This is a genomic window from Coleofasciculus sp. G3-WIS-01 (genome assembly GCF_040223135.1).
In the GTDB taxonomy this organism is placed as follows: Bacteria; Cyanobacteriota; Cyanobacteriia; order Cyanobacteriales; family Coleofasciculaceae; genus Coleofasciculus.
Window position 1 is genome coordinate 1 of sequence record NZ_JAVJZI010000256.1, and the last position, 25,302, is coordinate 25,302.

Annotated in this window: 16 protein-coding genes and 1 CRISPR repeat array; of the genes, 13 read left to right on the top strand and 3 right to left on the bottom strand. The window is 45.9% G+C overall.

Annotated features, from left to right (window positions below; all coding sequences use genetic code 11):
- The first annotated feature begins 209 nt into the window (after positions 1–209).
- Positions 210–3,098 (top strand): pentapeptide repeat-containing protein, encoded by a 2,889-nt coding sequence (locus tag RIM23_RS27235; RefSeq protein WP_446371131.1) that lies wholly within the window; start codon positions 210–212, stop codon positions 3,096–3,098.
- Between the two features lie 581 nt (positions 3,099–3,679).
- Positions 3,680–4,957, top strand: a complete 1,278-nt coding sequence (locus tag RIM23_RS27240) for a S41 family peptidase (protein ID WP_446371133.1) — start codon at positions 3,680–3,682, stop codon at positions 4,955–4,957.
- On the opposite strand, the gene RIM23_RS27245 is transcribed toward RIM23_RS27240, so the two are convergent.
- Positions 4,958–5,668 (bottom strand): lysophospholipid acyltransferase family protein, encoded by a 711-nt coding sequence (locus RIM23_RS27245; RefSeq protein WP_446371135.1) that lies wholly within the window; start codon positions 5,666–5,668, stop codon positions 4,958–4,960.
- A 323-nt stretch (positions 5,669–5,991) separates the two neighbouring features.
- Here RIM23_RS27245 and gorA point away from each other — a divergent pair, with 323 nt between their 5' ends.
- From gorA to gltB, 11 genes are all read left to right on the top strand, one after another.
- Entirely contained in the window at positions 5,992–7,338 is a 1,347-nt protein-coding gene (gorA, locus tag RIM23_RS27250; RefSeq protein WP_446371137.1) for a glutathione-disulfide reductase, read from the top strand.
- Positions 7,339–7,684: 346 nt separating this feature from the next.
- Positions 7,685–9,064 carry an RNA-guided endonuclease InsQ/TnpB family protein gene (locus RIM23_RS27255; protein ID WP_446371192.1) on the top strand — a complete coding sequence of 460 codons (1,380 nt, stop codon included), beginning with the start codon at positions 7,685–7,687 and terminating at the stop codon, positions 9,062–9,064.
- Between the two features lie 77 nt (positions 9,065–9,141).
- Positions 9,142–10,581 carry a phosphoglucomutase/phosphomannomutase family protein gene (locus RIM23_RS27260; RefSeq protein ID WP_446371139.1) on the top strand — a complete coding sequence of 480 codons (1,440 nt, stop codon included), beginning with the start codon at positions 9,142–9,144 and terminating at the stop codon, positions 10,579–10,581.
- 166 nt (positions 10,582–10,747) lie between these two features.
- A CRISPR array of direct repeats spans positions 10,748–11,281; the repeat unit is 37 nt; unit sequence GTTTCAATCCCTGATAGGGATTATAGAGGATTTTGAC.
- Between the two features lie 546 nt (positions 11,282–11,827).
- Entirely contained in the window at positions 11,828–12,049 is a 222-nt protein-coding gene (locus RIM23_RS27265; RefSeq protein ID WP_446371141.1) for a LapA family protein, read from the top strand.
- 101 nt (positions 12,050–12,150) lie between these two features.
- Positions 12,151–12,723 carry a Uma2 family endonuclease gene (locus tag RIM23_RS27270; RefSeq protein WP_446371143.1) on the top strand — a complete coding sequence of 191 codons (573 nt, stop codon included), beginning with the start codon at positions 12,151–12,153 and terminating at the stop codon, positions 12,721–12,723.
- 273 nt (positions 12,724–12,996) lie between these two features.
- Positions 12,997–15,471 (top strand): CHASE2 domain-containing protein, encoded by a 2,475-nt coding sequence (locus RIM23_RS27275; RefSeq protein WP_446371145.1) that lies wholly within the window; start codon positions 12,997–12,999, stop codon positions 15,469–15,471.
- A gap of 130 nt (positions 15,472–15,601) precedes the next feature.
- Positions 15,602–17,092, top strand: a complete 1,491-nt coding sequence (locus tag RIM23_RS27280) for a TldD/PmbA family protein (RefSeq protein ID WP_446371147.1) — start codon at positions 15,602–15,604, stop codon at positions 17,090–17,092.
- 756 nt (positions 17,093–17,848) lie between these two features.
- Positions 17,849–18,289 carry a hypothetical protein gene (locus RIM23_RS27285; RefSeq protein ID WP_446371149.1) on the top strand — a complete coding sequence of 147 codons (441 nt, stop codon included), beginning with the start codon at positions 17,849–17,851 and terminating at the stop codon, positions 18,287–18,289.
- An 18-nt stretch (positions 18,290–18,307) separates the two neighbouring features.
- Positions 18,308–18,673 (top strand): hypothetical protein, encoded by a 366-nt coding sequence (locus RIM23_RS27290; protein WP_446371151.1) that lies wholly within the window; start codon positions 18,308–18,310, stop codon positions 18,671–18,673.
- A 581-nt stretch (positions 18,674–19,254) separates the two neighbouring features.
- Complete coding sequence (locus RIM23_RS27295; protein WP_446371152.1) at positions 19,255–19,500, top strand: hypothetical protein; 246 nt, start codon at positions 19,255–19,257, stop codon at positions 19,498–19,500.
- A gap of 130 nt (positions 19,501–19,630) precedes the next feature.
- Positions 19,631–24,220, top strand: coding sequence for a glutamate synthase large subunit (gene gltB, locus RIM23_RS27300; protein ID WP_446371154.1), 4,590 nt, complete (start codon positions 19,631–19,633; stop codon positions 24,218–24,220).
- A gap of 276 nt (positions 24,221–24,496) precedes the next feature.
- Here gltB and RIM23_RS27305 read toward each other — a convergent pair whose 3' ends face one another.
- Together RIM23_RS27305 and RIM23_RS27310 are read right to left on the bottom strand one after the other, a co-directional pair.
- Complete coding sequence (locus RIM23_RS27305; RefSeq protein WP_446371156.1) at positions 24,497–24,835, bottom strand: element excision factor XisI family protein; 339 nt, start codon at positions 24,833–24,835, stop codon at positions 24,497–24,499.
- A complete protein-coding gene (locus RIM23_RS27310) occupies positions 24,823–25,239 on the bottom strand; it encodes a XisH family protein (protein WP_446371158.1) in 417 nt (138 codons plus the stop codon). Before RIM23_RS27310 ends, RIM23_RS27305 begins: the two co-directional genes overlap by 13 nt.
- Between the last annotated feature and the right edge of the window lie 63 nt (positions 25,240–25,302).

Below are 25,302 nucleotides of genomic sequence, written 5' to 3' on the forward strand. Positions count from 1 at the left end.
CGCAGTGAAACGGAGTGACGCGAAGCATCTGCCCAGATTCTGACGCTCGTTCCGACGCTCGTTCCGACGCTCGTTCCTCGCTACCGCAACGCTTTCGCTACCGCAACGCTTTCGCTATCGCGCAAGCGTCACGCTTCGCTCAGAATGACATGATAGAACGCAACTTGGTATTAGGCTAGAAACAGCACAGTCTTTCATCCATTAATTTTATGGCAAGGGAACCAGGAATTAAAGTCGAACAGCCTGTTTCAGTCTGGAAAAAAGAGATAAAAGCCAATCCCAAGGGTTTATTCGCGTCACTGGGTAAAGCCGCCATTAACGGCGCGTTTCTTAAATGGGATGACTTCGCCGAGAGTGGCGTTGAGGTTCTAGAAAACTTGGGATTAGAAGCAAAACCAGGAGAAATCGCCGGATTGCTGATTGTGCGTTCCCTGATGCAAGCGATGCAAGACTTGTTACACGAAAATAGGGGACTTCTCATCCAAAAACCCGATAATCTGACAGAATTGTACAACCACCTCAATGCATCGTTAACCAGTAACGAGTTAATTCTTGACCCCGACTTTTTCCAGCGTCCCCAAAACATGCCAATTGTGCAAGAAGCGAAGACGGGGTTTGCTCAGTGGTTAGAGGCGTATGTGGAGAAAAAGGTTGAAGCGGAAATGATCAGTAGTCGCCTCCCCGCTTACTTTGTCTTCGCCCTAAATGACCAATGGGTTGAGCGTTCCCAAGATTATATTGCCTTAAAAGAAGAACTGGATACACCCTTTACTCAAGCGACAAAACGAGAACAAGGATGGTTACGGTATCGTGCATTGCTGCAAAAGCGGGTGGATGAACCGATATTTTGGGAAGCGTTCAGCCTCAAACAGGTTTATGTGCCATTACGCGCTTACTATGAGCGAGAGGTTGCGGGACAATCGGAGAAGAAATTAGAACGAGGGATTATAGAAAGTAAAGACTATGAGCGAGTTATCGTAGATCTCAATAGTGAACTGGAAACCTGGTTACAGAATGCTGAAGCAGATGATGCGATTCGCTTAATCAGTGGAGGACCCGGAAGTGGTAAGTCATCCTTTGCTAAAATCTTTGCCGCACAACAGGCGGAAAAGGGAGAAATTCCAGTTCTGTTTATTCCCCTCCACTTATTTAGACTATCGGATGATTTGGTAAAAGCGGTAGGGGAGTTTGTCCAGGTTGAAGGATTCTTGTCTCACAATCCCTTGGACAGAGAAAATGGGGAATCGCGATTACTGATTATTTTTGATGGCTTAGATGAGCTATCGATGCAGGGCAAAATTGCCGAACAAACGGCTAAAGAGTTTGTCGAAGAAGTCCGGCTAGAAGTTGCCCGCTTTAATAATCAGCATCTTCGCTTACAGGTTATGATTACAGGACGAGAAGTTGTGGTACAGGCGAACCGCAGCAAGTTTCGCCAACAGCGTCAACTGCTGTATATTCTGCCCTATTTTGTGCCGAAAAAAGAAAGAGATCGCCAAAAATATATTGATGATCAAAATTTGCTTGAGGAGGATCAACGCCAGCTTTGGTGGAAATCTTATGGTCAGGCAAAAGGCAAGCATTATAAGGGCTTACCACCTGAATTAGATCAGGATAATTTGGTTGAGATTACAGCGCAACCTTTATTAAATTATTTAGTTACATTAAGCTTTGAACGGGATAAGCTGCGATTCTCAGAAGATACCAATTTGAATGAAATATATGCTAATTTACTAGATGCTGTTTACGAGCGAGGATATGAAGGCAGGAATAGAAAACATCGTGCGATCGAAGAGATAACAAAAGAAGAGTTTATCGGCATTTTAGAGGAAATTGCCTTAGCTTGTTGGCATAGTATTAATAGAACAACAACTGTACAAAAAATTGAAACGCAATGTTACAACAGTGGCTTAAAAGATGTATTGAACCGCTTTCAAGAAATCTTTAAAGAAGATTCAGAAGCCAGCATTACTCGTCTACTAACGGCATTTTACTTTCGGGAAAGTGGCAGTATACTAGCAGGGGATAAAACATTTGAATTTACTCATAAGAGCTTTGGTGAATATCTAACGGCAAAACGCTTTGTAGAAGAAGTCAGATTTATTCATGAAGAATTAGAGGAGCGCAAGAAAAACTTTCGTAAGGGATGTAATGAACGGGACGCTCTTGTAAAATGGGCGAGTCTATGTGGTATTTCAAGAATGGATGAATATTTATTCCGATTTATATATGATGAAATACGTTTACAGGATTTATCAGATGTTCGCAATTGGCAGAATACACTGTGCAGTATGATTGAATTTATGCTGGATAATGGAATGCCAATGGAATGTTTGAACCCTAGAATAAATAATTTTTATATAGAAAGGTTGCAGGCACAGAATGCAGAAGAAGCCTTGTTAGCAGTTTTAAACGCTTGTGCAAGAGTAACAGAGAAAACTTCAAAGATTAAGTGGCCTTATCCTCAGGCTTTTGGTAATTGGATTTCAAGGTTGCAAGGGCAGAGAGTAGGATTAGAAAATGTACTTGCTCTGGATTGTCTTAGTTTTCTTGATTTGAAAGGCTGCATTCTATATATCAGAGATTTTTTTGGTGCAAATCTTGCTTTTGCTAACCTTGAGGAAGTATTCCTTCATTTTGCGAACCTTATAGGAGCGAATCTTATAGGAGCTAATCTTTACAAAACTAACTTTCATAAAGCGAATCTTCAGGAGGCGAATCTTACGGAAGCAAATTTAACAGAGGCAAATCTTCAGGGGGCGAATCTTACGGAAGCAAATTTAACAGAGGCAAATCTTCAGGGGGCGAATCTTACAGAAGCGAATTTAACAGAGGCAAATTTAACAGAGGCAAATTTTCAAAAGGTACATCTTATATTTGCAAATCTTTACAAAGCCAATCTCCAAAAAGTAAATCTTACAGAGGCAGATCTTCGCGGGGTATATCTTGAAGAGGCTAATCTTGAAGAGGCTAATCTTGAAGGGGCTAATCTTGAAGAGGCTAATCTTGAAGGGGCTAATCTTGAAGGGGCTAATCTTGAAGGGGCTAATCTTAAAGGAACAATTCTTGAGGGTAAGGATATAAGAAGCTTCACTTAAAGCGCAAATGAAGACAGCGATAAATCTTAGCCCTGAACGATTCCCAAATCTGATACTGTAACCCCTCCGCTCAACTAATACATTTGCTCAATAAAACCTTGGCAAAGGGCGGGTTTACTAACATCTGGGTAAAAAAAGACGATAACCATAAAACCCGCCCCTACATTGATATCAGAAACTTTCCTCACCGCTAACTCCTCTGCGTTCCTCTGCGCGAACCTCTGCGAACCTCTGCGTTAAAAAAGCCAACCCTCCCACCTCTCAACCCTAGAAACAAGGCGCGATCGCAAGCAAATTATATAATCAATCTAAACAGCACTAACCAAGCTTTACCATAATATTTTATCCTAAGGGTTTAATCGCATTAACTTTGTAGGGGCGCAAGGCTTGCGCCCATCAAACCCCGACAATCTATTGCTAACTATTCAATCGCGAGAACTTCTTACCCCAATTTTTCCGCCATAACTTATGTTTTAAAAATTGATGGGCGGGTTTTATCGAAAATTGTATAATTAATCTAAATAGCACGAACCGAGCTTGATTTGTGTTGACTTCATGGCTTATATCTCCCACTCTCAACTATGAAAATATTTCGCCTTTCTCGAAATCACCGCCTAATTATCACCACCCTAATCAGCCTTTGCCTAATCCTATTTAGCTGGCTCAATTCTCCTCTCCATTCCACAGCAACCAACCCCCAAACTGAACTCTTTAACCAAGTCTGGCAAACCGTCAACGATAACTTTTATGACCCCAACTATAACGGCGTCAACTGGCAAACCATCAAAGACGAATATGAACCCCAAATCCGCCAAACCCAATCCAGGGAAGCCGCCGCCACCCTAATCAATCAAATGCTTTCTGAACTCAACACCTCTCACACCCACCTCTACATCCCCAACCAACCCGCCTACTACCAAGTCTTAGGAATCTTTGCACCCAGAAACCGCGACTTACGCCAACAACTCAAACCCTTCTTTCCCAATAGCAAAATAGAATATACTGGCATTGGTATCGTCACCAAAACTATCGACAACCAAACCTTTATCAGCGCCATTCTAGAAGGAAGTCCAGCCGCTAAAGCCGGATTAAAGGTAGGCGATCGCATCCTGAGTGTAGATAATCGCCCATTCCAACCCATTGAATCCTTTGCCGATCAAGCTGGTACTCCTGTACCAATCCTAATTCAGCGATCGCAAAATTCCAACAGCCAGCAAAAAATCACCGTCACCCCTAAACTGCTGGATACAACCACCATGTATCTCGACGCCATGGACGCCAGCACAGAGATAATTGAACAACAAGGTAAAAAAATCGGTTATATTCATATCTGGTCGTATGCCAGTGATGAATATCAACAACAGCTTGAGGAACAACTCATCTATGGTCGTCTCAAACAAGCAGACACTCTAGTCGTAGACTTAAGAGACGGATGGGGAGGTTCACCACTCACCGCCCTGAACATCTACACCGCTCCAAATCTCAGCTTAACCGCTATTTCCCGCGATGGCACGCCATATACTCACTACGCCGGCTGGAATAAACCCGTCGTCATGATTGTCAACGAAGGAAGCCGCAGCGCTAAAGAAATTCTGGCTTATGGTTTCCAGAAATTCGATATCGGACCCGTTGTCGGTACGCCAACCCCTGGCGCTGTAGTGGCGGGGCGTGCATTTCTCATGTCAGATGGTAGCTTGCTTTACGTCGCCGTCGCTGATGTCTACGTGAATGGAGACGAACGACTCGAAGGGAAAGGCGTAACACCGGATATCTTGGTTCCCTTCTCTCCAGAATACGCCCAAGGCGCTGATCCCCAAAAAGAACGGGCGCTAGAGGTGGCGCTGGAAGCCGTTACCTAATCACCAATCCCCAATATCCTCAAGCGCCTGTCGCAAATCATCCCCAATTTCTTCAGCACATCCTTTAACCGGTTTATGACAGTAATCCGCCACCGCTAATGGCGAACCAATATGAATATCAACATCGCACCCCCAGTGGGGTACAGGTTGACTGTAATGAATCCGAATCGGTACAACTTTAACCCCTAAACCCGGTTGCTCCTTTTCTGCATGGAGCGCTATTCGAGCAAATCCCGGTTCTAGGGGTTGAATTTCTTCTGTGCGAAAAATATCGCCTTCCGGGAAAATCACCAAAACTTTTCCCTGTTCTAATAACTCAATCCCGTGACGCAAACTGGAAACTCCCGGACGCTTGGGATCAACTGGAAAACCGCCTAAACGACGAATAAACCAGCCTTGCACCCCGTTCATTTCATCAACCGACACCATAAACTGCAACTCCTGTCCGATAATATCTCGACCTGCGGCGTAGGCTAACGTCAGCGCATCCCAGCGAGAACGATGGGTGGGTGCAAAGATAACTGGACTGTCTTTGGGTAAATTCTCCCGTCCTTTGACCTCAATCTTGCCAAAGTAAATGGGCAAAACCAGGTGACGTCCTAGGGGATAAACTAGGCGCACTAACCACGGTGAAATATGAGAGGTGATTGCATCTTGCTTGGTAGGTGGGGAATGCTCTTGAGTTTTGTCGGGAGATTCAGTCGGGCTCATTGTGGCAATCGATGATGTGTAAGCCAATAAAATTTTATTACAGCTTTACCTTAGGTGTTATGACCTAGCCTATCCTCTACCTAAAGGTTGATGAAGTTAGTTCGTAGTAAGGGCTTTAGCCCTTATCAAGGGAGGCAGAGCCTAGGAACGAGACTGGACTAGGGCGGGTTTTGTTGTTCATTTATTGGTGGCTATCTTAATTTTGCGGCTCGCGCCCGCCCCAACAATCGACTGTAATTGATCAAAAATCTGCCTGTTGAATGGTGCAATACTTTCCGCAACTATGCAACCTTCAACTCAGGTACAGATACTTAAACAACAGTATGTCTTATAATTACGAACTCTTAGTCATTGGTGCAGGTTCTGGCGGTCTGGCGGCGGCGAAACGAGCCACTGGTTACGGTATCAGCGTTGCTGTGGTTGAAAAAGAATCCCTCGGTGGTACTTGTGTCAATCGCGGCTGCATTCCTAAAAAATTAATGGTCTATGCGGCTGATTTTGCTTTACAAGATAAACTGGCAATTAGCTATGGTTGGAGTGAATGTCAACGGCAGATCAATTGGTCACAATTTCTCAGCAAAGTCCACCACCATATCGATAAACTGAATCAATCTTATCTGCAAACCCTGGAGAAGGCAGGAATAGACCTAATTCGCGGTCAAGCCACATTTGTGGATGCTCATAGGATAACCGTAAACGATCGCCAAATTACCGCCAATAAAATTATTATTGCAGTGGGCGGACATCCCATCGTGCCAAACATCCCTGGTAAAGAGCATGGGATTACCTCCCGCGAAATGTTTCACCTGCAAGAGTTGCCCAAACGACTGGCAATTATTGGCGGCGGCTATATTGGTGTGGAATTTGCCAGTATGATGGATGCTTTGGGATGTGATGTCACGCTGATGGATGTGGAGGAGTCAATCTTATCAGGGTTTGATCAAGATATCCGCATGGCTGTGCAAAAGAGCTTAAGTCAACGGGGAATTCGGATTCTGTGCAAAACGACTGCTAAAGAAATTACCCAAGGAACCGATGGAATCCAACTCAGCTTATCCGGGGACTATCAGGAAACCCTAAATGCTGATACCGTCTTAATTGCCACCAGTCGCGCCCCCAATACCAAAGACTTGGGTTTGGAAAACACTGAGGTTAACGTCACTGAAAAAGGTGTCATTGAGGTTGATGAGTACAGCCGCACGAGTCAGGATACTATTTTTGCCATTGGCGATTGCACCAATCGTATCCCCTTAACCCCCGTCGCCATTGCTGAAGGTCAAGCCGTTGTGGATACGGCGATTGGGAACCAACCTCAGTCTGTCAATTATGACTATGTTCCCTCTGCGGTTTTTACCCGCCCAGAAGCGGCGACTGTGGGAATGACTCAAAGCAAGGCGCGGGAGAAATTTGGTGAATCTGTGCGCTGCTACCACACTGAATTTAAACCCATGCTTTACAGCCTGAGTGAACAGGAGGAAAAAACGATGATCAAATTAATCGTTGAGGGAGAAAACCAGCGCATCGTGGGCGCTCAGATGGTGGGTGAACATGCGGCGGATATTATTCAAACTCTCGCCGTGGCGATTCGTCAGGGCGTCACCAAGCAAGAGCTAAATGGGACGATTTGTATCCATCCGACTATCGCAGAAGAGGTTCTCACGCTGGAGTAAATCTGGGTTAACTCGAATGGTACTGACTGGCATGCTGGTGGGCAATGCCCACCCTACGGTATATCAAGGGTTTTGGTGATCTAAAACGGCAGAAGGCGAGCGTGCCATTTGGGTTAACTCCCTTTTGGTGGGGACAAGGCAAATGGTATTCAGGCGCACATTGGGATACTCCGACATAAGACATAAGACGAATGACAATACTCATCCCCCTATCCAAAACTAAAGCTTTCATCCCCCGGTTAAAACGCGGGGGATGAAAGCTTTAAACCAGGTTAAAACCTGGCGTTTTGTGGTATCAACTTAGCTTTTTATTGTAGAATATAAAAAGATAAAGGAGGTGATAAAACTGTATCGAAGTATTCCAATTATAGCAAAGTTTACAGATGAAGAGAAAGCTTACTGGATAAACCAGTGTCAGAATGCCAATAGTCTAATTAATTGTGCAATTTATTACACCAGGCAAAATTATTATCAGTGGAAGGAAAGGCGCGATGACGCTTTTACTTTTTATTGGCGGGGCGATGAATTTCGGTGTGGCTGGAAGTTGTACAGGTGTCGCACGACTTACCCAGAGTTAGACAAAGAGCTTAAACTGAGCATGCATTATAAGGCACTAGCCGCTCAATCCGCACAGCAAACACTGAAGTCTGTAGGTGAATCAATTAAGAGTTATAACAGCTTGGTTGACGCCTATTATCAGGGAGAAGCTAATCGTCCATCCTTGCCTAAGTACAGGAAAAAAGGTGGTTTTGCGGCGGTAACTTTTCCTAAGCAAGCTCTAACCTACAAAGACGGGTGTTTTCGCCCATCCATCAGCAAAGAATCCAAGCCTGAACTAATCACTCAGATTGAGTTACCATTGCCAGAGTTTATTGACTCAGACTGGGTTAAGGAAGTAACGATTCGTCCTTGTCTTGGTGAGTTCTGGATTGATTGGGTAATAGACGACTCAAAAGAACCCATTACAGTCAACCCCAACCTGGATTACTCTCAAGCGTGGGGATTTGACCACGGCGGCACTAATTGGTTAACCGGAGTATCAACCCAAGGTAAAAGCTTGATCATTGATGGGCGCAAGCTCAAGTCAATGAATCAGGGGTATTGCCGCTTAGTAGCTAAGTACAAGCAGGGTAAGTCCGAATTCTATTGGGATGCCAACCTAGACCGGGTGCAGCGTAAACGCAACAACCAAATGAGGGATGCTATTAACAAGGCAGCTAGATTCATCATTAATCGGTGCTTGGCTGACGGAATTGGCAATCTGGTTATTGGTTGGAACGAGGGGATCAAAAACAGTCCCAAGATGGGTAAGCGTGGGAACCAAAACTTCATGCCCATCCCCACGGGCAGGCTAATTGAACGTCTAAGGCAGCTTTGCACAGAATACGGGATTGTAATGACCCTGACAGAGGAGGCGTATACAAGTCAAGCATCATTCTTAGATGGTGACTCCCTACCGAAATACGGCGAGAAACCCGAAAGGTGGAGACTATCAGGTACAAGAGTGAAACGTGGGCTTTTTAGGGCATCTGGCGGTCAGTTGATTAATGCTGATTGCAACGGGGCATCAAACATAATCAGAAAAGTAGCCACACAGCTAGGAATAGACCTAGCCAAGGTGGGTAGAGGCAGCTTGACACTGCCGAAGCGGTACGATCTGTTTTCCAATCTGAAACGATCATACCGCGAGAAATGTGAAGCGACAGTCTTTCAAGCTGTCGCGTAGCATCCGCTCTCCAATCCTCTCGCTTTTAAGGAGAGGAGATGTCAAAATTGAGTAAAATCAAGAACAAAGTAGCCCAAATGAGTGCAGCAAATAGCGCTAATAAAATAAAATTCGGCACAGATGGCTGGCGGGGAATCATCGCTGATGATTTTACCTTTGCCAATGTCTGTAAGGTAACTCGCGCGATCGCAAGTTATTTAGATACAGCCTACGGCAAAGACCGCCCCGTTTTAGTCGCTTATGATACCCGATTCCTCGCTGATGAGTTTGCCCGCATGGCTGCTGAGGTGTTGGCAGACTTGGGTTGGACGGTGAAAATTGTCAACCGGGATTGTCCCACACCTGTGATTGCCTATCAAGCGCGTCAACTTAACTCAGCCGGAGCGCTGATGTTTACTGCCTCCCATAACCCCGCCGCCTATTGCGGGATTAAATATATCCCGGATTACGCAGGTCCTGCTACCCCGGAAATCACGGATACGATTGTTTCCAATATTGCTGGAGCAGATGATGCGCCACCTACGGGTAAGCATGGTGATAAGATTTCTACCTTTGACCCGAAACCGGATTACTTGGACTTTATTTACACACTGCTAGATGTAGAACGGATTCGGCGGGCGCAACTTAATGTAAAATATGATGCCCTCTATTCCACCTCTCGCGGTTATCTGGATGATGTCTTAGAACATTGCGGCTGTCAGACTGAGGCATTTAACACTACCCGCGATGTCTTATTTGGGGGCGGAATGCCTGAACCCAAAGGGGAGTATCTGGTGGGGTTAAGAGAAGCTGTGACGCGGGATAAGGCAGATTTAGGTCTAGCTACCGATGGAGATAGCGATCGCTTTGGTATAGTGGATGAACAGGGGACTGTGCTAACGCCCAATACGGTGCTGTTATTACTGGCACGTCACTTGATTAAGAATAAAGGTAAAAAAGGTGCGATCGTCCGTACTGTTGCCACAACTCACCTGTTGGATAACTTTGCCCTAAAAAATGGTTTAGAAACTTACGAGACAGCCGTCGGCTTCAAATATATCGGTCAGAAAATGCGGGAAACCGAGGTGCTGATTGGGGGTGAAGAATCCGGGGGATTGAGCATTATTGGGCATATTCCCGAAAAAGATGGTATTTTAGCCAATATGCTGGTCGCTGAAGCGATTGCTTACGAAGGCAAACCCCTAAGTCAGTTAGTCGAAGAAGCGATCGCGGAAGCTGATGGTCCGGTTTACAACCAGCGCCTGGACTTGCATTTAAACGAGGATCACAAAGCTGCTGTTTTAAACACTTGCGCCAAAAATCCCCCCCAAGACGTGGCTGGGATTAAGGTTAAAGAAGTTGGGCGCAAAGATGGGATTAAACTCTATTTATCAGAAGGAAGTTGGGTGCTACTGCGTCCATCAGGTACAGAACCCCTGATGCGGGTGTATATGGAAACAGATTCTCCCGAAAAGCAAAGCCAAATTGCTGAGGCGATGAAGCAGATGATTCAGCAGATGGAACCTGCGACGGTATAACTAGGGCTTGCTGAATCAGGGTTGTAGAGACGCGCCATGGCGCGTCTCTACACAGCAAGAGGGGGCGATTGAAATCGCTGCTACACAAACAAAGTCCGCCTGCGCGGACTGAATTATAGAGGATTCCGACTTACAATCCCCGTGCTGGCTACCAAGATGAGCGAAAGTTTCAATCCCTGATAGGGATTATAGAGGATTTTGACGTTTGATCCTGAAATTACAAGTAAGATCAAATCTGTTTCAATCCCTGATAGGGATTATAGAGGATTTTGACCAGCACCTAATCCTGGAGAAATAGGAATACTTAAGTTTCAATCCCTGATAGGGATTATAGAGGATTTTGACTTTTGTTCTGCCCGATTTTGCTAGCATCAATCATGTGTTTCAATCCCTGATAGGGATTATAGAGGATTTTGACACTGTCACAAGACAGCAAGCTTGCTGGGTCAATTGTTTCAATCCCTGATAGGGATTATAGAGGATTTTGACGTAGCTGTAAATCTTCAATACAGCTTATTCTGTTAGTTTCAATCCCTGATAGGGATTATAGAGGATTTTGACTTATCTATAAGTGGCAGTAAGTCTAGTTTTGTGTTTCAATCCCTGATAGGGATTATAGAGGATTTTGACCTGGCTTACCGGCTGGTCCTGGCTCACCCTTCTGTTTCAATCCCTGATAGGGATTATAGAGGATTTTGACTGCAGGCCTCTGAAATGCTTGATGTATTTAGCTTTCAAGGTTCAGTTCCGAGAGACTGCATCTAATATACCATTTCAGACTTCGACAGACAAGAGACATCTTCAAGAAAAACTCCAAAACCCTCTACTAGCAAGCGTTTCAAGATTTCCGAGATTCTCATTTTCGGGATGGTGTCCTCAAACCCAGAACCCATAAGGGATACAGCCGAAAATTTACTACAGCCTTAAAAAACACCTACCCCTTCTCGGATTTAAGCCCAAAAAATTCAATCATCCCGAAGGGGTTCACCACCGATGCGCTTAACCTTTCGTTGAGAACACCACGGAGGCAGTCAAACCGAATGTTATCCTGGTCTGGATTAACCACTTCGCTCAGGTGGAATGGTACTGACTGGTATGCTGGTGGGCAATGCCCACCCTACGATATATCAAGGGTGGAGGCGAGCTCAAACAGTGCCACTTCGCTCAGGTGCGATCGCAACCCTACGGGATATCGTCAAACTGCGCTCAAATACACTATACTGCATCCACTGCCCTGAAGACTTAGATGAAAGCCTTAACTAATCTGCTCACCTCTGTAATTGTCGCCGCGTGGATTGCGGCAATTGCTATCCTATCGGTACAAAATGCCACACTTGTATCCCTAAGATTCCTCAACATTGAGTCCATTAAACTCCCTGTGGGAATTGTCTTGGCGTTTAGTGTAGGCATAGGAGTGATTGCAGGGGCAATTATTCCGTGGGTATGGCAGATTGAAGGCAGAAGATAGAGGCATTAACACCCACTTGATGTTAGCCGGGTACGATATATTGATTGTACCCCAACGATCGCACCGACAATAAGAACACAACTTCAGGGAGTGTGCCTCAAATGACAGTTAGCCCAAAGTACGCCTATATTTCTCCAGAAGACTATTTAGAAGGAGAGAGAATCTCCCCCATTAAGCACGAATATATTCGTGGGGAAGTCTATGCCATGGCAGGTGCAAGTAAAGCCCATGTGACTATTGCAGGCAACCTATTTGCGATGCTAAGAAGCCATCTAAGGGGGAGTGGTTGTATCCCTTACATGGCAGATATGAAAGTCCAGATTGAAGCGGCTAATATTTATTACTATCCCGATGTAACTGTAACTTGTGATGAACGCGATAATTCTTCCTCCGATGAAGACTTTATTCGCTATCCCTGTTTAGTTGTTGAAGTCCTATCTCCCAAAACCGCCGCCTTTGATAGAGGGAATAAATTTGCCGACTACAGAACCATAGACACTCTAGTAGACTATGTGCTAATTAATCAAGAACGTATGAGTGTCGAGTGTTTTCGTCGTAATTCCGAAGGACTTTGGGTGCTCCATCCCTATAGCCAAGGAGAAGAAATTCACTTCGCTAGTGTTGATTTTCACTGTCCTATCGAAGCGTTGTATGAAGATGTTATAGGACTTTAGTGGGAAGAGGGCTGGGGGGTTAGGTTTGATGTTGATTTTTCCAGATGGCGTGAAAAGTCAGAGGTAGGTTGGGCCCTTGGTAACGAAACCCAACGTTTTACTGGGTTTGTTGGGTAACGCTGGCGCTCTACCCAACCTACAATTTTTCTTAACCGAGCAGTATTGAGACGCAAGGGATATCTCTTTTTGGGTAGTTCAATTGCATATCCCCCTCAGACCTCAGAGATAGAATCAATAGGCATCTTGATTGCAAATCGGCGATTCCCATCGACTATGACTCCCAACCGTTTTGTGTTCTATCTCAAAGTGCAGCGCGTGGAACAGGCTTGTCTGTTTGAGTTGTCCTGGGAACGAGGACAACAAATTGGTGTCACTGTACCCTATCCAGAAACCCTAACCACGCTGTATCAGGAGTGGAGTACGGTTTATCTGAGTTTCTATAAGCAGGCGATGCGAGGGCGGGTGTCTCAGATGGGTAACTTGAATACACCACCCATCGATTGGCACGCTAAACTTGTCCAAGCTGAGGCGAAATTACTCTACGAGTTTCATCAATGGTTGCGGCGAGGGGAGTTGTTTGAACTTCGTTCTCGTATCGTTCAGGCGGTTCGAGATCAGGGGATGAAGGATATCCCGATTATCGAAATCTTTCTCACCTGTAATCCCCTAGAACTCGCCCGATTACCCTGGGAAGCCTGGGAAATTGGTACAGAGTTTGCCGCACCATCTCAAATTCGCATCCTGCGTACACCCCTGACGATTCAAGGCACTACAGTGACACCCAGGCGGCGGCGACGGGCGCGGGTTTTGGTGATTTGGGGAGATGATACTGGATTAGATTTTCAGGCGGATCAAGAGGCGGTGCGATCGCTCGCCGGAATCGCTGAGGTTGTTTTTGTCGGTTGGCAACCCGCACAGGATGGAAATGCATTAAAAACGGAAATTGTCAAGCAAATTACCGATGAACGAGGCTGGGATATCTTATTTTTCACGGGTCATAGTAATGAAACCAGTTTAACCGGTGGAGAGTTTGCGATCGCGCCGGGAGTGTCTCTGAATTTCAGTGAAATCGCTACCCCTGTGAAAATCGCCAAGGAACGAGGATTACAATTTGCCCTGTTTAACTCCTGTAATGGACTTAGTTTAGCCAATTCCCTGATTGATTTAGGCTTAAGTCAGGTGGCGGTGATGCGAGAACCGATTCATAATCAAGTCGCCCAAGAATTCCTCGTCCAGTTTCTGCAACGGTTAGCCCAGTTTCATGATGTACAAGAATCCCTGCGGGAAGCTTGTCAGTATCTCAAATTAGAAAAGCATCTCACCTATCCTAGCGCCTATTTAGTTCCCTCCCTCTTTCGCCATCCTGACGCCTCACCCTTTCGGCTAGAACCCAGGGGCTGGAAGCAACAGGTCAAGGGTTGGTTGCCCACTAAACTCGAAGCGATCGCACTTTTGGTTCTCATGTTTCTTAGTTTACGCCCTGGGGTGCAAGATTTTCTACTGGAACGGCGGGTTTGGATGCAGTCGGTTTATCGAAACATCACCGCACAGACTCCTACCGATAAATCCCCACCGGTTCTATTAGTTCATATTGATCGCGATTCTCTCATCCACGCCAATATTGATGCGCGACGAATTAATCCCATTGACCGCACCTATTTAGCTCGCCTAATTGATCAGCTTACCGGATTAGATGCCAAAGTGATTGGGTTAGATTATCTCCTGGATAGTCCCACCGATGAAGATGATGTTCTCGCCCAATCCATTCAGCACGCCATTGACAAAAAACAAACCTGGTTGGTATTTGCGGCGGTAAAAACCGGAAACGAAGAACTAGGAATCATTGATAGTCTCGCCCACCCCAATTGGACTTTAGAGGCTTATATTAATGCGCCCCTTTGGTACGCTAAACTTCTACCCGCCAATACCAGTTGTGCAGATAGTTGTTCCTTTGCCTATTTATTAGCCCTCGCCCGCGCCGCCAATCAAACACCTATCGATCCGAATTTACCGCAACCCCAGCGATTAACTGAGACTGATTCATCGGCAATTTTTCGCACCCGATTGGTTTCCTATTTAGACCAAAATCCTGCACCCAATCCCCTCACTGCATTTTTGCATGAGTTGCGCCTTCCTTCCATTACGAACCTATCAAGAAATTTTCAACAACTTTGGTTATATCCAATTATTGATTTTTCCATCCCTCCCGATTATGCCTATCAAACTATCGCCGCTTGGGAGTTACTAGAAAATACCGATAACGCACCAACACCGGAACAATTAAAACAGCAAGTTGTCCTGATTGCGGCTGGCGGATATGACCAAGCGGGGGTAACTGATCGAGGGAGTGATAACTTTCCCATTCCCCTGGCTGTAGACTATTGGCGATCGCAAAATCCTCAACTCAATTATCCACCCGTATTTACAGGGGGTGAGGCACATGCCTATACTATGCACCATTTATTAAGCCAGAGGTTAGTAATTCCCATTCCAGATTTGTGGATGGTTGGTATGGCGGCAGTTTTGGGTAAAGGAATGGTATTAATTATTAGTGAACGCCGACAAATTAAAATATGGCATTGGTTGGTACTATTAACCAGTGCAACTGCTATTTATGGACTAATTGGATTACAGGTTTATATTTCCGCTGCCCTATTAGTTCCCTTATTTTTACCATCGGTTACAATAGGAATTTACGCACTATCTATTTTGGCGAGACGATGGAATGGTGCATCGGGAGCCTGTTAGGGAAAGCACATAATGTTCAAGAATAGCGATGGCGTTGGGTTTCGTACCTCAACCCAACCTACTCTCGTTGACATCAATCTGCACCTATCCCCGAAGGAACATGTTCTGACACAATTATCACCAACTGACTATGGTACAAGCACTCACCCCAATCACTACAGCAACTGATCTGGCTCAACTGGCGATTGACTTAATTCGTCAAGCTGGCTGTGAATACGGCGATGTCCGATTTTGCACCTACCGCCATCAAAATCTTTATGCCCGCGATCGCTCCCTGAGTCAACTCTGTGATAATGTTAGTGCAGGCTTTGGTGTGCGGGTGTTGCTGGATGGGGCGTGGGGATTTGCAGCGAGTCCCTATAAAACGCCAGCGGAGGTGGAACGCCTGGTGGCTTTAGCGGTGGAAATCGCTAAGGGGAGTCGCCTGTCTCAGCAGACACGGGTGCAACTTGTTCCTGTCGCCGCCTATCAGGATACCTACATCACCCCGATGGAAATTGACCCCTTTAGTATCCCGATTACTGAGAAAGCCGATTTACTGTTGCAGATTAATGAGCAACTACTGAGTTATGGCGAACGGGGGATTAAAAAGGCGTATTCTTATTTACAATTTACTAAGGAAGATAAGACCTTTGCTTCGACGGAAGGTTCGCTGATTCACCAAACGCTGTATCGGACCTATCCTGGATTTGGCTGTACTGCGATCGCGAATGGAGATGCTCAAAATCGCAGCTATGAACGCCCACCGATGAATAAGGGCTATGAGCATGTTATCCGAGCGGATTTACTTTCTCAAGTGGAACGAGTAGCCGAAGAAGCGATTGAAAAGGTTCACGCACCAAAAAGTCCCTCTGGTATTCGCACCACGTTGATTCTGAAACCAACAAACCTGTGGTTAACGATTCATGAATCCGTCGGACATCCCACGGAATTAGATCGAGTATACGGCTATGAAGCCAACTTTGCTGGCACCAGTTTCGCCACCACTGATAAACTCGGTAAACTCCAGTATGCCGCACCCTGGGTTAATTTCAAAGCCGATCGCACCCAACCCGGTGGACGCAGTACCATGGGGTATGATGATGAGGGCGTACCATCACAAGAGTGGTACGTTGTCAAGGATGGAATTTTAGTAGATTATCTTACCGATCGCGAAACCGCCTATCGATTAGGGCGAGGCAGTAGTAATGGTAGCGCCTTTGCCGACAGTTGGTCAAGTGTACCGATGGTACGCATTCCCAATTTAGGCTTAGAACCGGGAGTTGAGGGGGGAAGTCATACGGCGACATTAGCCGAAATGATTGCCGATACCGAAGATGGTATTTTAATTGATGGCATTGGTAGTTTTTCCATTGATCAGCAACGGCGTAATTTTCAGTTTGGTGGCGATGCTTTTTGGAAGGTAGAAAAGGGGAAAGTAGTGGGAATGTTAAAGGATGTCACCTATCATTCTATGACCACAGACTTTTGGAATAGTGTAGACGCGATCGGATCTAAGTCAGAATGGCAACAATGCGGGACGAATTTATGTGGTAAAGGTGAACCCATGCAAATCGCCCAAATGACTCATGCTTGTGTCCCCGTGCGGGTGCGAAATATTCACATCGGCGGCGCATCTTAATCCGTCTGTAGTTCGTAGTAAAGGCTTTAGCCTTTAAAATGTTCAACGAAGCCAATAAGAATAAAGGGCGGGTTTTGTTGATCAGTTATCAGTAACCCACCCAATTGAATCCCTAAACCCGCCCCTAGGAATGGATATTGGAGGAATCTGGGATAATTATTAAGTGCGATCGCCTATCGTAATTGTAGGGTGGGTGAGGCGGGATTTAATTGAAGCGCCATTGAATTGAATAAAGGGCGGGTTTTGTTGATCAGTTATCAGTAACCCACCCAATTGAATCCCTAAACCCGCCCCTACGAATGGATATTGGGGAAATCTGGGATAATTATTAAGTGCGATCGCTTATCGTAATCTGTAGTGGCGTGGCACAGCTAAAATGGTGGAATAGGTTGTAGGTTGGGTTGACGACAGGAAACCCAACGAAATCTAGGGCTAAGGTTCCCTACTACAAGCCAAATCTAATCTACCAATAAGGTGTGTCACGCCGCCATCGTGGGTTAGGCGGGATTTAATTGAAGCGCCATTGAATTGAATAAAGGGCGGGTTTTGTTGATCAGTTATTGGTAACTCGCCTAATTGAATCCCTAAACCCGCCCCTACGATAGAACTATCCGCCGCAACCCACCTATAGTCAGGCAGAAAATACCTTAAAATGGAGCCAAGCCTGATAATTAAACTGTGGAGTGGTTGCGAAAAGTTCGCGCTACTTATTTCCAGTTAGTATAACCGACTTTTTGTTCATTTTAAGCCGCCCCAATGGAAAGACAATCGGATGAAGACAAACTGATCGGCATATTACAACAGCACAGGAACCTTAAACGTTGGGTCATCGCTCAATTAACTACTCATAATATCCCCTGTCAGGAAACTTATGGTAACGATGAGAAAGGCGATATCAAGATTTTCAATTCAGCCGATACATTCAAGGTTCAACAAGTCATTAGAGACATTCATCAACGATTTAATCAGGATGACTCTATTTCACCCACAGCAACTGCTAACTCAACCCTTAATCCTCATCTAGAAATTAAAACCCAATATCTTTATGGCAAGGAAGTGGAAATAATTATTAACCAAGGAACCGTAATTGGAGTTATCAGTGCTAACAAAATTTCCCAACCCAGTCGGCATAAATTGCACCAAGCAGGTATTGCTTTTGCCGAAAATATACCCAAATCAGTATTTACCAATTCCTAATCTGAGAGAGGAAAACTTATGTTAAGCATTAATTTCTATGGAGAAAACGGAGAATCCCCGAAAAGCATTCGGGTGGGGGAAGATTTTTATCAGTGGTTAGCATATTCAGATTTTGCTCAAGTCGGGCGTTCCCAACTTACGACGATTTGTATTGATGGAGAAGAAATAGAACTCCCACTGCTCCCCTTAACCAGCACCACAAGAAGTATGTTGATTGCCCTTTTTAATGAAATGGTTTTGACAGAAACAGCCGCTATGTTAACTGACTTAGAAAAAGCAGTTTCTCAAAAACTATTAGAGCCAAGAACTTATCGGCTAAAAAAGCTTTTGGAGTTGTTGAATTGCTGTAAAAACAGCGGTTTAGCTTACTTGCAGAGAGAATAATGAGCAAGAGGAGGCGATTGAAATCGCTGCTACACAAACTTTCGTCCGCCTGCGCGGACTAGGGTTATAACGGGGGTAGTTAACCCGGATTTGGTATAATTATTTTGGGCGATCGCGTAATCGTTTTCGTTCGCCTAAGTGCTCATCACTATTCAATTGCAGCAATTTTACCGTTGTCCGTCCTTCCGGTGTTAATCCATTAATTTTCACGTTATGTGGCGCCTCTGTAGGGGCTCACTTTCACCACTATCTTTTCGGTTGCACCCAGATTTTACTAAACCCGCCCCGACGTTGCATGTAACGTCTCTACAACTTTTTGGTTGCACAAGGGATGGAACTCGCACCCGCCCAGACACTATTGTAGAGACGCGCCATTATGTAGAGACGCGCCATGGCGCGTCTCTTGTATAGAGTTTTCTATTATAAATTAGGATACCAAAAAAAAACGTAGAATGGTCAAGTATTCGCTGCGATCGCCGATCACAAAATGAGTAAATTTCAGTCATTTGATGCCGTTAATTTAACCGTTTAGCGGCGGTTTTGGATAATAGTGCGTCTGTAGGGGCGCAAGGCTTGCGCCCTTGATTACAATCAATTGGCGATCGCACTCTCCACCTTTAACGGTATTCAGTATCAAAGGATACTGTTTTTTTGAAGCATTTTCTAACAAAACTCAACCCTCAACTAAATTAAAGCCAAATTTCCCGAATGTTATCGTTTTGTTAAAGTGTGGCTTGTACTTCTGGTGGAGTTGGTTTATCTTAATCCAACAAGCTGGTGGTGTCGCGGCGGGGATACTCTCCGTTAAGGTAAAAGGCAGAAGGTAGAATAAAGAAACCCTTGTACAGTAAACTGTTGCACCTTTTTTCACCACCAGACAGTTTGCCAGCCTCTACACTGAAAAATGGGCGCAAGCCTTGCGCCCCTACAACCCTCGTCATTTTTGGGTCATTTAAGATGAAAAGCAACCAACTGCCAAAAAAACAAGGCTTATACGATCCACAGTTTGAACACGACGCCTGTGGTGTCGGATTCGTCGTGCAGATGAAGGGGAATAAGTCCCACGATATCGTGGAACAAGGACTAACCATTCTGGCAAACCTGGAACATCGCGGCGCGTGCGGTTGTGAAGCCAACACCGGAGATGGCGCAGGGATTTTAATCCAAATCCCGGATCAGTTTATGCGGAAAGTCGCCGCCGCCCTTGACATTACCCTACCAGCAGCGGGTCAATATGGGGTGGGTGCGATTTTTACTTCCCCTGATCCGATGATTCGCCAGCAGAGTCGGCAGATTTTTGAGAAAATCGCCTCTGAAGAAGGTCAAACGGTTCTGGGTTGGCGGGATGTCCCCATCGATGACTCACCCCTAGGGAGTATCGCCAAACTGGGTGAACCGTTTATGCAACAGGTGTTTATCCAGCGTTCCCCCAACCTGGCTGATGATCTATCCTTTGAACGGAAACTCTATGTGATCCTGAAACGGACAGAAACAGAAATTCGTAACTCAGAGGTTGACCCCTGCTGGTATGTCGCTAGCCTCTCCTGTCGTACCCTAGTGTACAAAGGAATGCTCACACCCATACAGGTGGGACAATATTATCCGGAACTCCATGATCCCGATCTTAAAAGCGCCTTAGCCTTAGTGCATTCCCGGTTTAGTACCAATACCTTCCCCAGTTGGGAACGCGCCCATCCCTATCGCTATATCGCCCATAATGGGGAAATTAATACCTTACGGGGTAATATTAACTGGATGCACGCCCGACAGTCGCTGTTTAAGTCCAAACTGTTTGGCGATGACTTAGACAAAGTTCAGCCGGTTATTGATTTAGAGGGAAGTGACTCGGCGATATTCGACAACGCCCTAGAAATGTTAGTCCTTTCTGGGCGATCATTACCCCATGCGGTAATGATGATGATCCCAGAACCTTGGACGAATCATGAATCCATGAGTCAGGAGAAAAAGGCATTCTACAAATATCACTCCTGTATGATGGAACCCTGGGATGGTCCAGCGTCTATTGCCTTTACTGATGGTACGACGATTGGGGCAGTTCTAGATCGCAACGGATTGCGTCCATCGCGCTATTATGTGACCAAGGATGATCGGGTGATTATGGCATCCGAAGCCGGTGTCTTACCCGTAGAACCCGAAGACGTGGCGTTTAAAGGGCGCTTGCAACCGGGGCGGATGTTCTTGGTGAATATGGAACAAGGGCGGATTATTGCGGATGAGGAACTCAAACAGGCAATTATCAGCGAACATCCCTACCAAGAGTGGATTGACGAATACATGCTCGAACTGGCACAGTTAAAAGATGCGCCAGAAGTTGCCCAACCCGAACCCGACACCCTGATTCAGCGGCAAATGGCGTTCGGCTACACCTTCGAGGAATTGCGGATGCTGATGGCGCCGATGGCACAGAATGGGGTGGAAGCTGTGGGTTCCATGGGTTCGGATACCCCCTTGGCGGTGCTATCTGACCGACCGAAATTACTGTACGATTATTTCCAGCAACTCTTTGCCCAGGTAACTAATCCCCCCATCGATTCAATTCGGGAAGAAATTATTACCTCGGCGGAAACTACGATTGGTTCAGAACGCAATTTACTCGAACCTGAACCCAAAAGTTGTCACTTAATTGAACTGAAAACGCCGATTCTGAGTAATGAGGAATTGGCGAAACTCAAATATGTGTCCGAAGGGGAGTTTAAATCCGTTACCCTACCGATTCTATTTGACCCCAAAGCCGGGGTGAAGGGATTGGAAACGGCGATGGAGGAGATTTTCGCGAAAGCAGATAGTGCGATCGCACAAGGGACGACTATAATTATCCTCAGCGATCGCGGCATTGACAAAGACCATGCACCAATCCCCGCCTTACTTGCAGTTGCAGGTTTACATCACCACCTAATCCGCAAAAAAACTCGCACCAAAGTAGGGTTAGTCTTAGAATCGGGAGAACCCCGCGAAGTTCATCATCATGCACTGCTCGTCGGTTATGGTTGCGGCGGGATTAATCCCTATCTGATGTTTGAAACCATTGACGATATGATTCGCCAAGGCTTGCTGGAAAATATTGATCGCAAGACGGCGTACAAAAACTACATCAAAGCCGCAACTAAGGGTGTAATTAAAGTCGCCTCCAAGATTGGGATTTCCACCATCCAAAGTTATCGCGGTGCCCAAATCTTTGAAACCATTGGACTCAAACAAGCCCTCGTTGATCAATACTTTACCTGGACAGCAACTCGGATTGAAGGGGCGGATTTGGACGTAATTGCCCAAGAAGCAATTATACGTCATCGCCACGCCTTCCCAGACCGAGAAGTGAATGGACATACCCTGGATGCAGGGGGCGAATATCAGTGGCGTAAAGACGGTGAAGCACACCTATTTAGTCCCCAAACTATCCACGCCCTGCAAAATGCCGTGCGTCAAGGGAGTTATGACCTGTATAAAGAATACGCTGCCCTAATTAACGAACAGAGCCAGAAACATTTTACCCTACGCGGACTCCTGCAATTCAAGAAACGCGACCCGATTCCTTTAGAGGAAGTGGAACCGGTTGAGGCGATTACTCGGCGGTTTAAAACCGGGGCGATGAGTTACGGTTCTATTTCCAAAGAAGCACATGAATCCCTAGCCATAGCCATGAACCGGATTGGCGGTAAATCCAATACTGGGGAAGGGGGAGAAGATCCCGAACGCTATACCTGGACAAATGAAAATGGCGATTCTAAGAATAGCGGGATTAAACAAGTCGCATCTGGGCGGTTTGGCGTCAACAGTTTGTATCTGTCTCAAGCCAAGGAACTGCAAATTAAGATGGCGCAGGGGGCGAAGCCGGGAGAAGGGGGACAGTTACCGGGGCGTAAGGTTTATCCTTGGATTGCTAAGGTACGCAACTCTACCCCCGGTGTGGGGTTAATTTCGCCACCGCCGCACCACGATATCTACTCGATTGAAGACTTAGCCGAGTTAATTCATGACCTGAAAAATGCCAACCGCGACGCCCGGATTAATGTGAAACTGGTGTCTGAGGTGGGTGTGGGCACCATCGCGGCGGGGGTGGCAAAAGCCCATGCTGATGTGGTACTAATTTCCGGATTTGATGGGGGAACCGGTGCATCGCCGCAAACCTCGATTAAACACGCCGGATTACCTTGGGAATTGGGGGTAGCGGAGACGCATCAAACTCTGGTATTAAATAATCTGCGATCGCGGATTGTGGTGGAAACCGATGGTCAAATGAAGACGGGGCGCGATGTGGCAATTGCGGCGCTATTAGGGGCAGAGGAATTTGGCTTCTCTACCGCACCTCTGGTGTCCCTGGGCTGCATTATGATGCGGGTTTGTCAAAAAAACACCTGTCCGGCGGGAATTGCCACTCAAGACCCCCAGCTACGCCAGAGTTTCATTGGCAATCCGGATCATACGGTAAACTTCATGACCTTTGTCGCCCAAGAAGTGCGGGAAATCATGGCGCAACTGGGATTCCGCACGCTGAATGAAATGGTAGGGCGTGTGGATGTCTTGGAAGCGAAGCAGGCGGTGGATCATTGGAAGGCGAAGGGATTGGATTTATCCCAGATTCTCTATCAACCGGATGTGGGACCCGAAATTGGGCGTTACTGTCAGATTCCCCAGGATCATGGGTTGGATAAGTCCCTGGATATGAGGGTTCTGCTAGATTTATGTAAAGGCGCGATCGCAAAAGGTGAAAAGGTAACGGCTACCCTACCGATTCAGAATATCAATCGGGCGGTTGGCACAATTTTAGGCAATGAAATCACCAAGCGTCATTGGCAGGGGTTACCAGAGGATACCATCCATCTGCATTTCCAAGGGAGTGCGGGTCAAAGCTTTGGTGCCTTTGTTCCCAAGGGAGTCACCCTAGAATTAGAAGGGGATGCTAATGATTACTTTGGCAAAGGGTTATCTGGGGGTAAATTAATCCTCTATCCTCCCGCCCGTTCCACCTTTGTCCCCCGTGAGAATATCATTATCGGTAATGTCGCCCTCTATGGCGCAACCTCTGGTGAGGTTTATATTCGGGGAATGGCAGGTGAACGGTTCTGTGTTCGTAACTCAGGGGTTAATGCGGTGGTAGAAGCCGTGGGTGATCATGGGTGCGAATATATGACGGGGGGTAAAGTGGTGGTTCTCGGTTCAACCGGGCGCAATTTTGCCGCTGGAATGAGTGGTGGTGTCGCCTATGTGTTGGATGAGAAGGGTGATTTTGCCACTCGTTGCAATACCCAGATGTCCGACTTGGAAAAACTGGAAGATGCAGGGGAGATTGAGATCATCCACCAAATGATTGCCAAACACGTCGAGTACACCAAGAGTCAACTGGGGTTAACTATTTTGGCGAATTGGACAGAAATGGTGCCGAAGTTTGTCAAGGTGATCCCGAAGGATTACAAGCGGGTATTGGCTTGCTTGAATAAAGCCGAGGAAGCTGGGTTAAGTGGCGATGATGCGCTGACGGCTGCGTTTGAAGAAAACGCCCGCGATTTAGCCCGGATTGGCGGTAGCTAGGATTGTGGGGCATAACGTGAACAAGGACAGCCGGGAAATAAATTTCCGGCTGAAAGCTAAAGTAAGCTAAAGCTTACTACATTAAAGGCTTTTAACCCGTTTTAACAGGTTTAAGCTTCAGCTAAAGGGCGACCCGAGTCAATTGAATGGACACCATTGTTCATTTATGCAAGCGGTCGCCCCTACCGATCAATCGGTACAGGCATAGAAAAAGCGGTCATGATTCCCAATCGCGATCGCGCTATTATTGAATTATCCAAATTAACGGAATATCTGCTAACTAACGGTAAAATCGGTAAATTGTCGCATATAAGGACTATGAAATCCTAATACGATATCCTCCCGATTTACGCCCAATTCCATCAACTCATCGGCTAAATGAGCCTCAGTATTATTAAGCTGTATCCATACCTTACCATCCGGCTTAATATCGATATGCATTGAGCAACTGTGGATTCGTCTCTCGTTGTGCCAACCCACACTCACCACTTGATAATGGTCGCGTTCAGTGTCAAAAATCATCTGTACTTCAACCTGTACGTTCATCGGTTTATAGCTGCCATATTTGGTTAAGACTTGCTGGACAGCTTGACGATATCGTTCTAGTTTATCCATTGCACAATTGTCTCCAAAACTGGGTTATATACAATAATTTTAATTTGATTCGTTTGTACGACTAACTGAGCCAACTCTTGCACTTTAAAGAAGTCATCATAGATAAGTTGTGGTACAGCGAGATAGAGAACTCTCTCCGGCTCAACCACTCTGAGGACATCTCGGTAACTAATGAATTGTCCAACCGCTCTGTGAAATTCAGTAACCGCAGACTGTCCCAGAAAACTCTTAATTTCAATGGCTATTTTCTGTCCATTTTGCTCTGCACCGATAACCTGTTCTGCACCTAAATCAATATACAAGTCAAGCTTACCAAACTTAATCTGTAGCGGATCAGCAGTGATTATCCAGCCGTCTTTTTGTAGTGCTACTTTTACAGCATTATGAAAGGCATCTCTAGCCATACATTTGATTGAATTACTGTTTTTTTTGGGTGGAAGCGGTGTCAGGTATCGGAAGTATAGAAC

Coding starts and splice junctions, on each gene's coding strand:
- RIM23_RS27240 (WP_446371133.1), top strand. CDS start 3,680: ATGAAAATATTTCGCCTTTCTCGAAATCACCGCCTAATTATCACCACC.
- RIM23_RS27285 (WP_446371149.1), top strand. CDS start 17,849: ATGGAAAGACAATCGGATGAAGACAAACTGATCGGCATATTACAACAG.
- gorA (WP_446371137.1), top strand. CDS start 5,992: ATGTCTTATAATTACGAACTCTTAGTCATTGGTGCAGGTTCTGGCGGT.
- gltB (WP_446371154.1), top strand. CDS start 19,631: ATGAAAAGCAACCAACTGCCAAAAAAACAAGGCTTATACGATCCACAG.
- RIM23_RS27235 (WP_446371131.1), top strand. CDS start 210: ATGGCAAGGGAACCAGGAATTAAAGTCGAACAGCCTGTTTCAGTCTGG.
- RIM23_RS27265 (WP_446371141.1), top strand. CDS start 11,828: ATGAAAGCCTTAACTAATCTGCTCACCTCTGTAATTGTCGCCGCGTGG.
- RIM23_RS27260 (WP_446371139.1), top strand. CDS start 9,142: ATGAGTGCAGCAAATAGCGCTAATAAAATAAAATTCGGCACAGATGGC.
- RIM23_RS27270 (WP_446371143.1), top strand. CDS start 12,151: ATGACAGTTAGCCCAAAGTACGCCTATATTTCTCCAGAAGACTATTTA.
- RIM23_RS27290 (WP_446371151.1), top strand. CDS start 18,308: ATGTTAAGCATTAATTTCTATGGAGAAAACGGAGAATCCCCGAAAAGC.
- RIM23_RS27275 (WP_446371145.1), top strand. CDS start 12,997: ATGACTCCCAACCGTTTTGTGTTCTATCTCAAAGTGCAGCGCGTGGAA.
- RIM23_RS27245 (WP_446371135.1), bottom strand. CDS start 5,668: ATGAGCCCGACTGAATCTCCCGACAAAACTCAAGAGCATTCCCCACCT.
- RIM23_RS27305 (WP_446371156.1), bottom strand. CDS start 24,835: ATGGATAAACTAGAACGATATCGTCAAGCTGTCCAGCAAGTCTTAACC.
- RIM23_RS27310 (WP_446371158.1), bottom strand. CDS start 25,239: ATGGCTAGAGATGCCTTTCATAATGCTGTAAAAGTAGCACTACAAAAA.
- RIM23_RS27280 (WP_446371147.1), top strand. CDS start 15,602: ATGGTACAAGCACTCACCCCAATCACTACAGCAACTGATCTGGCTCAA.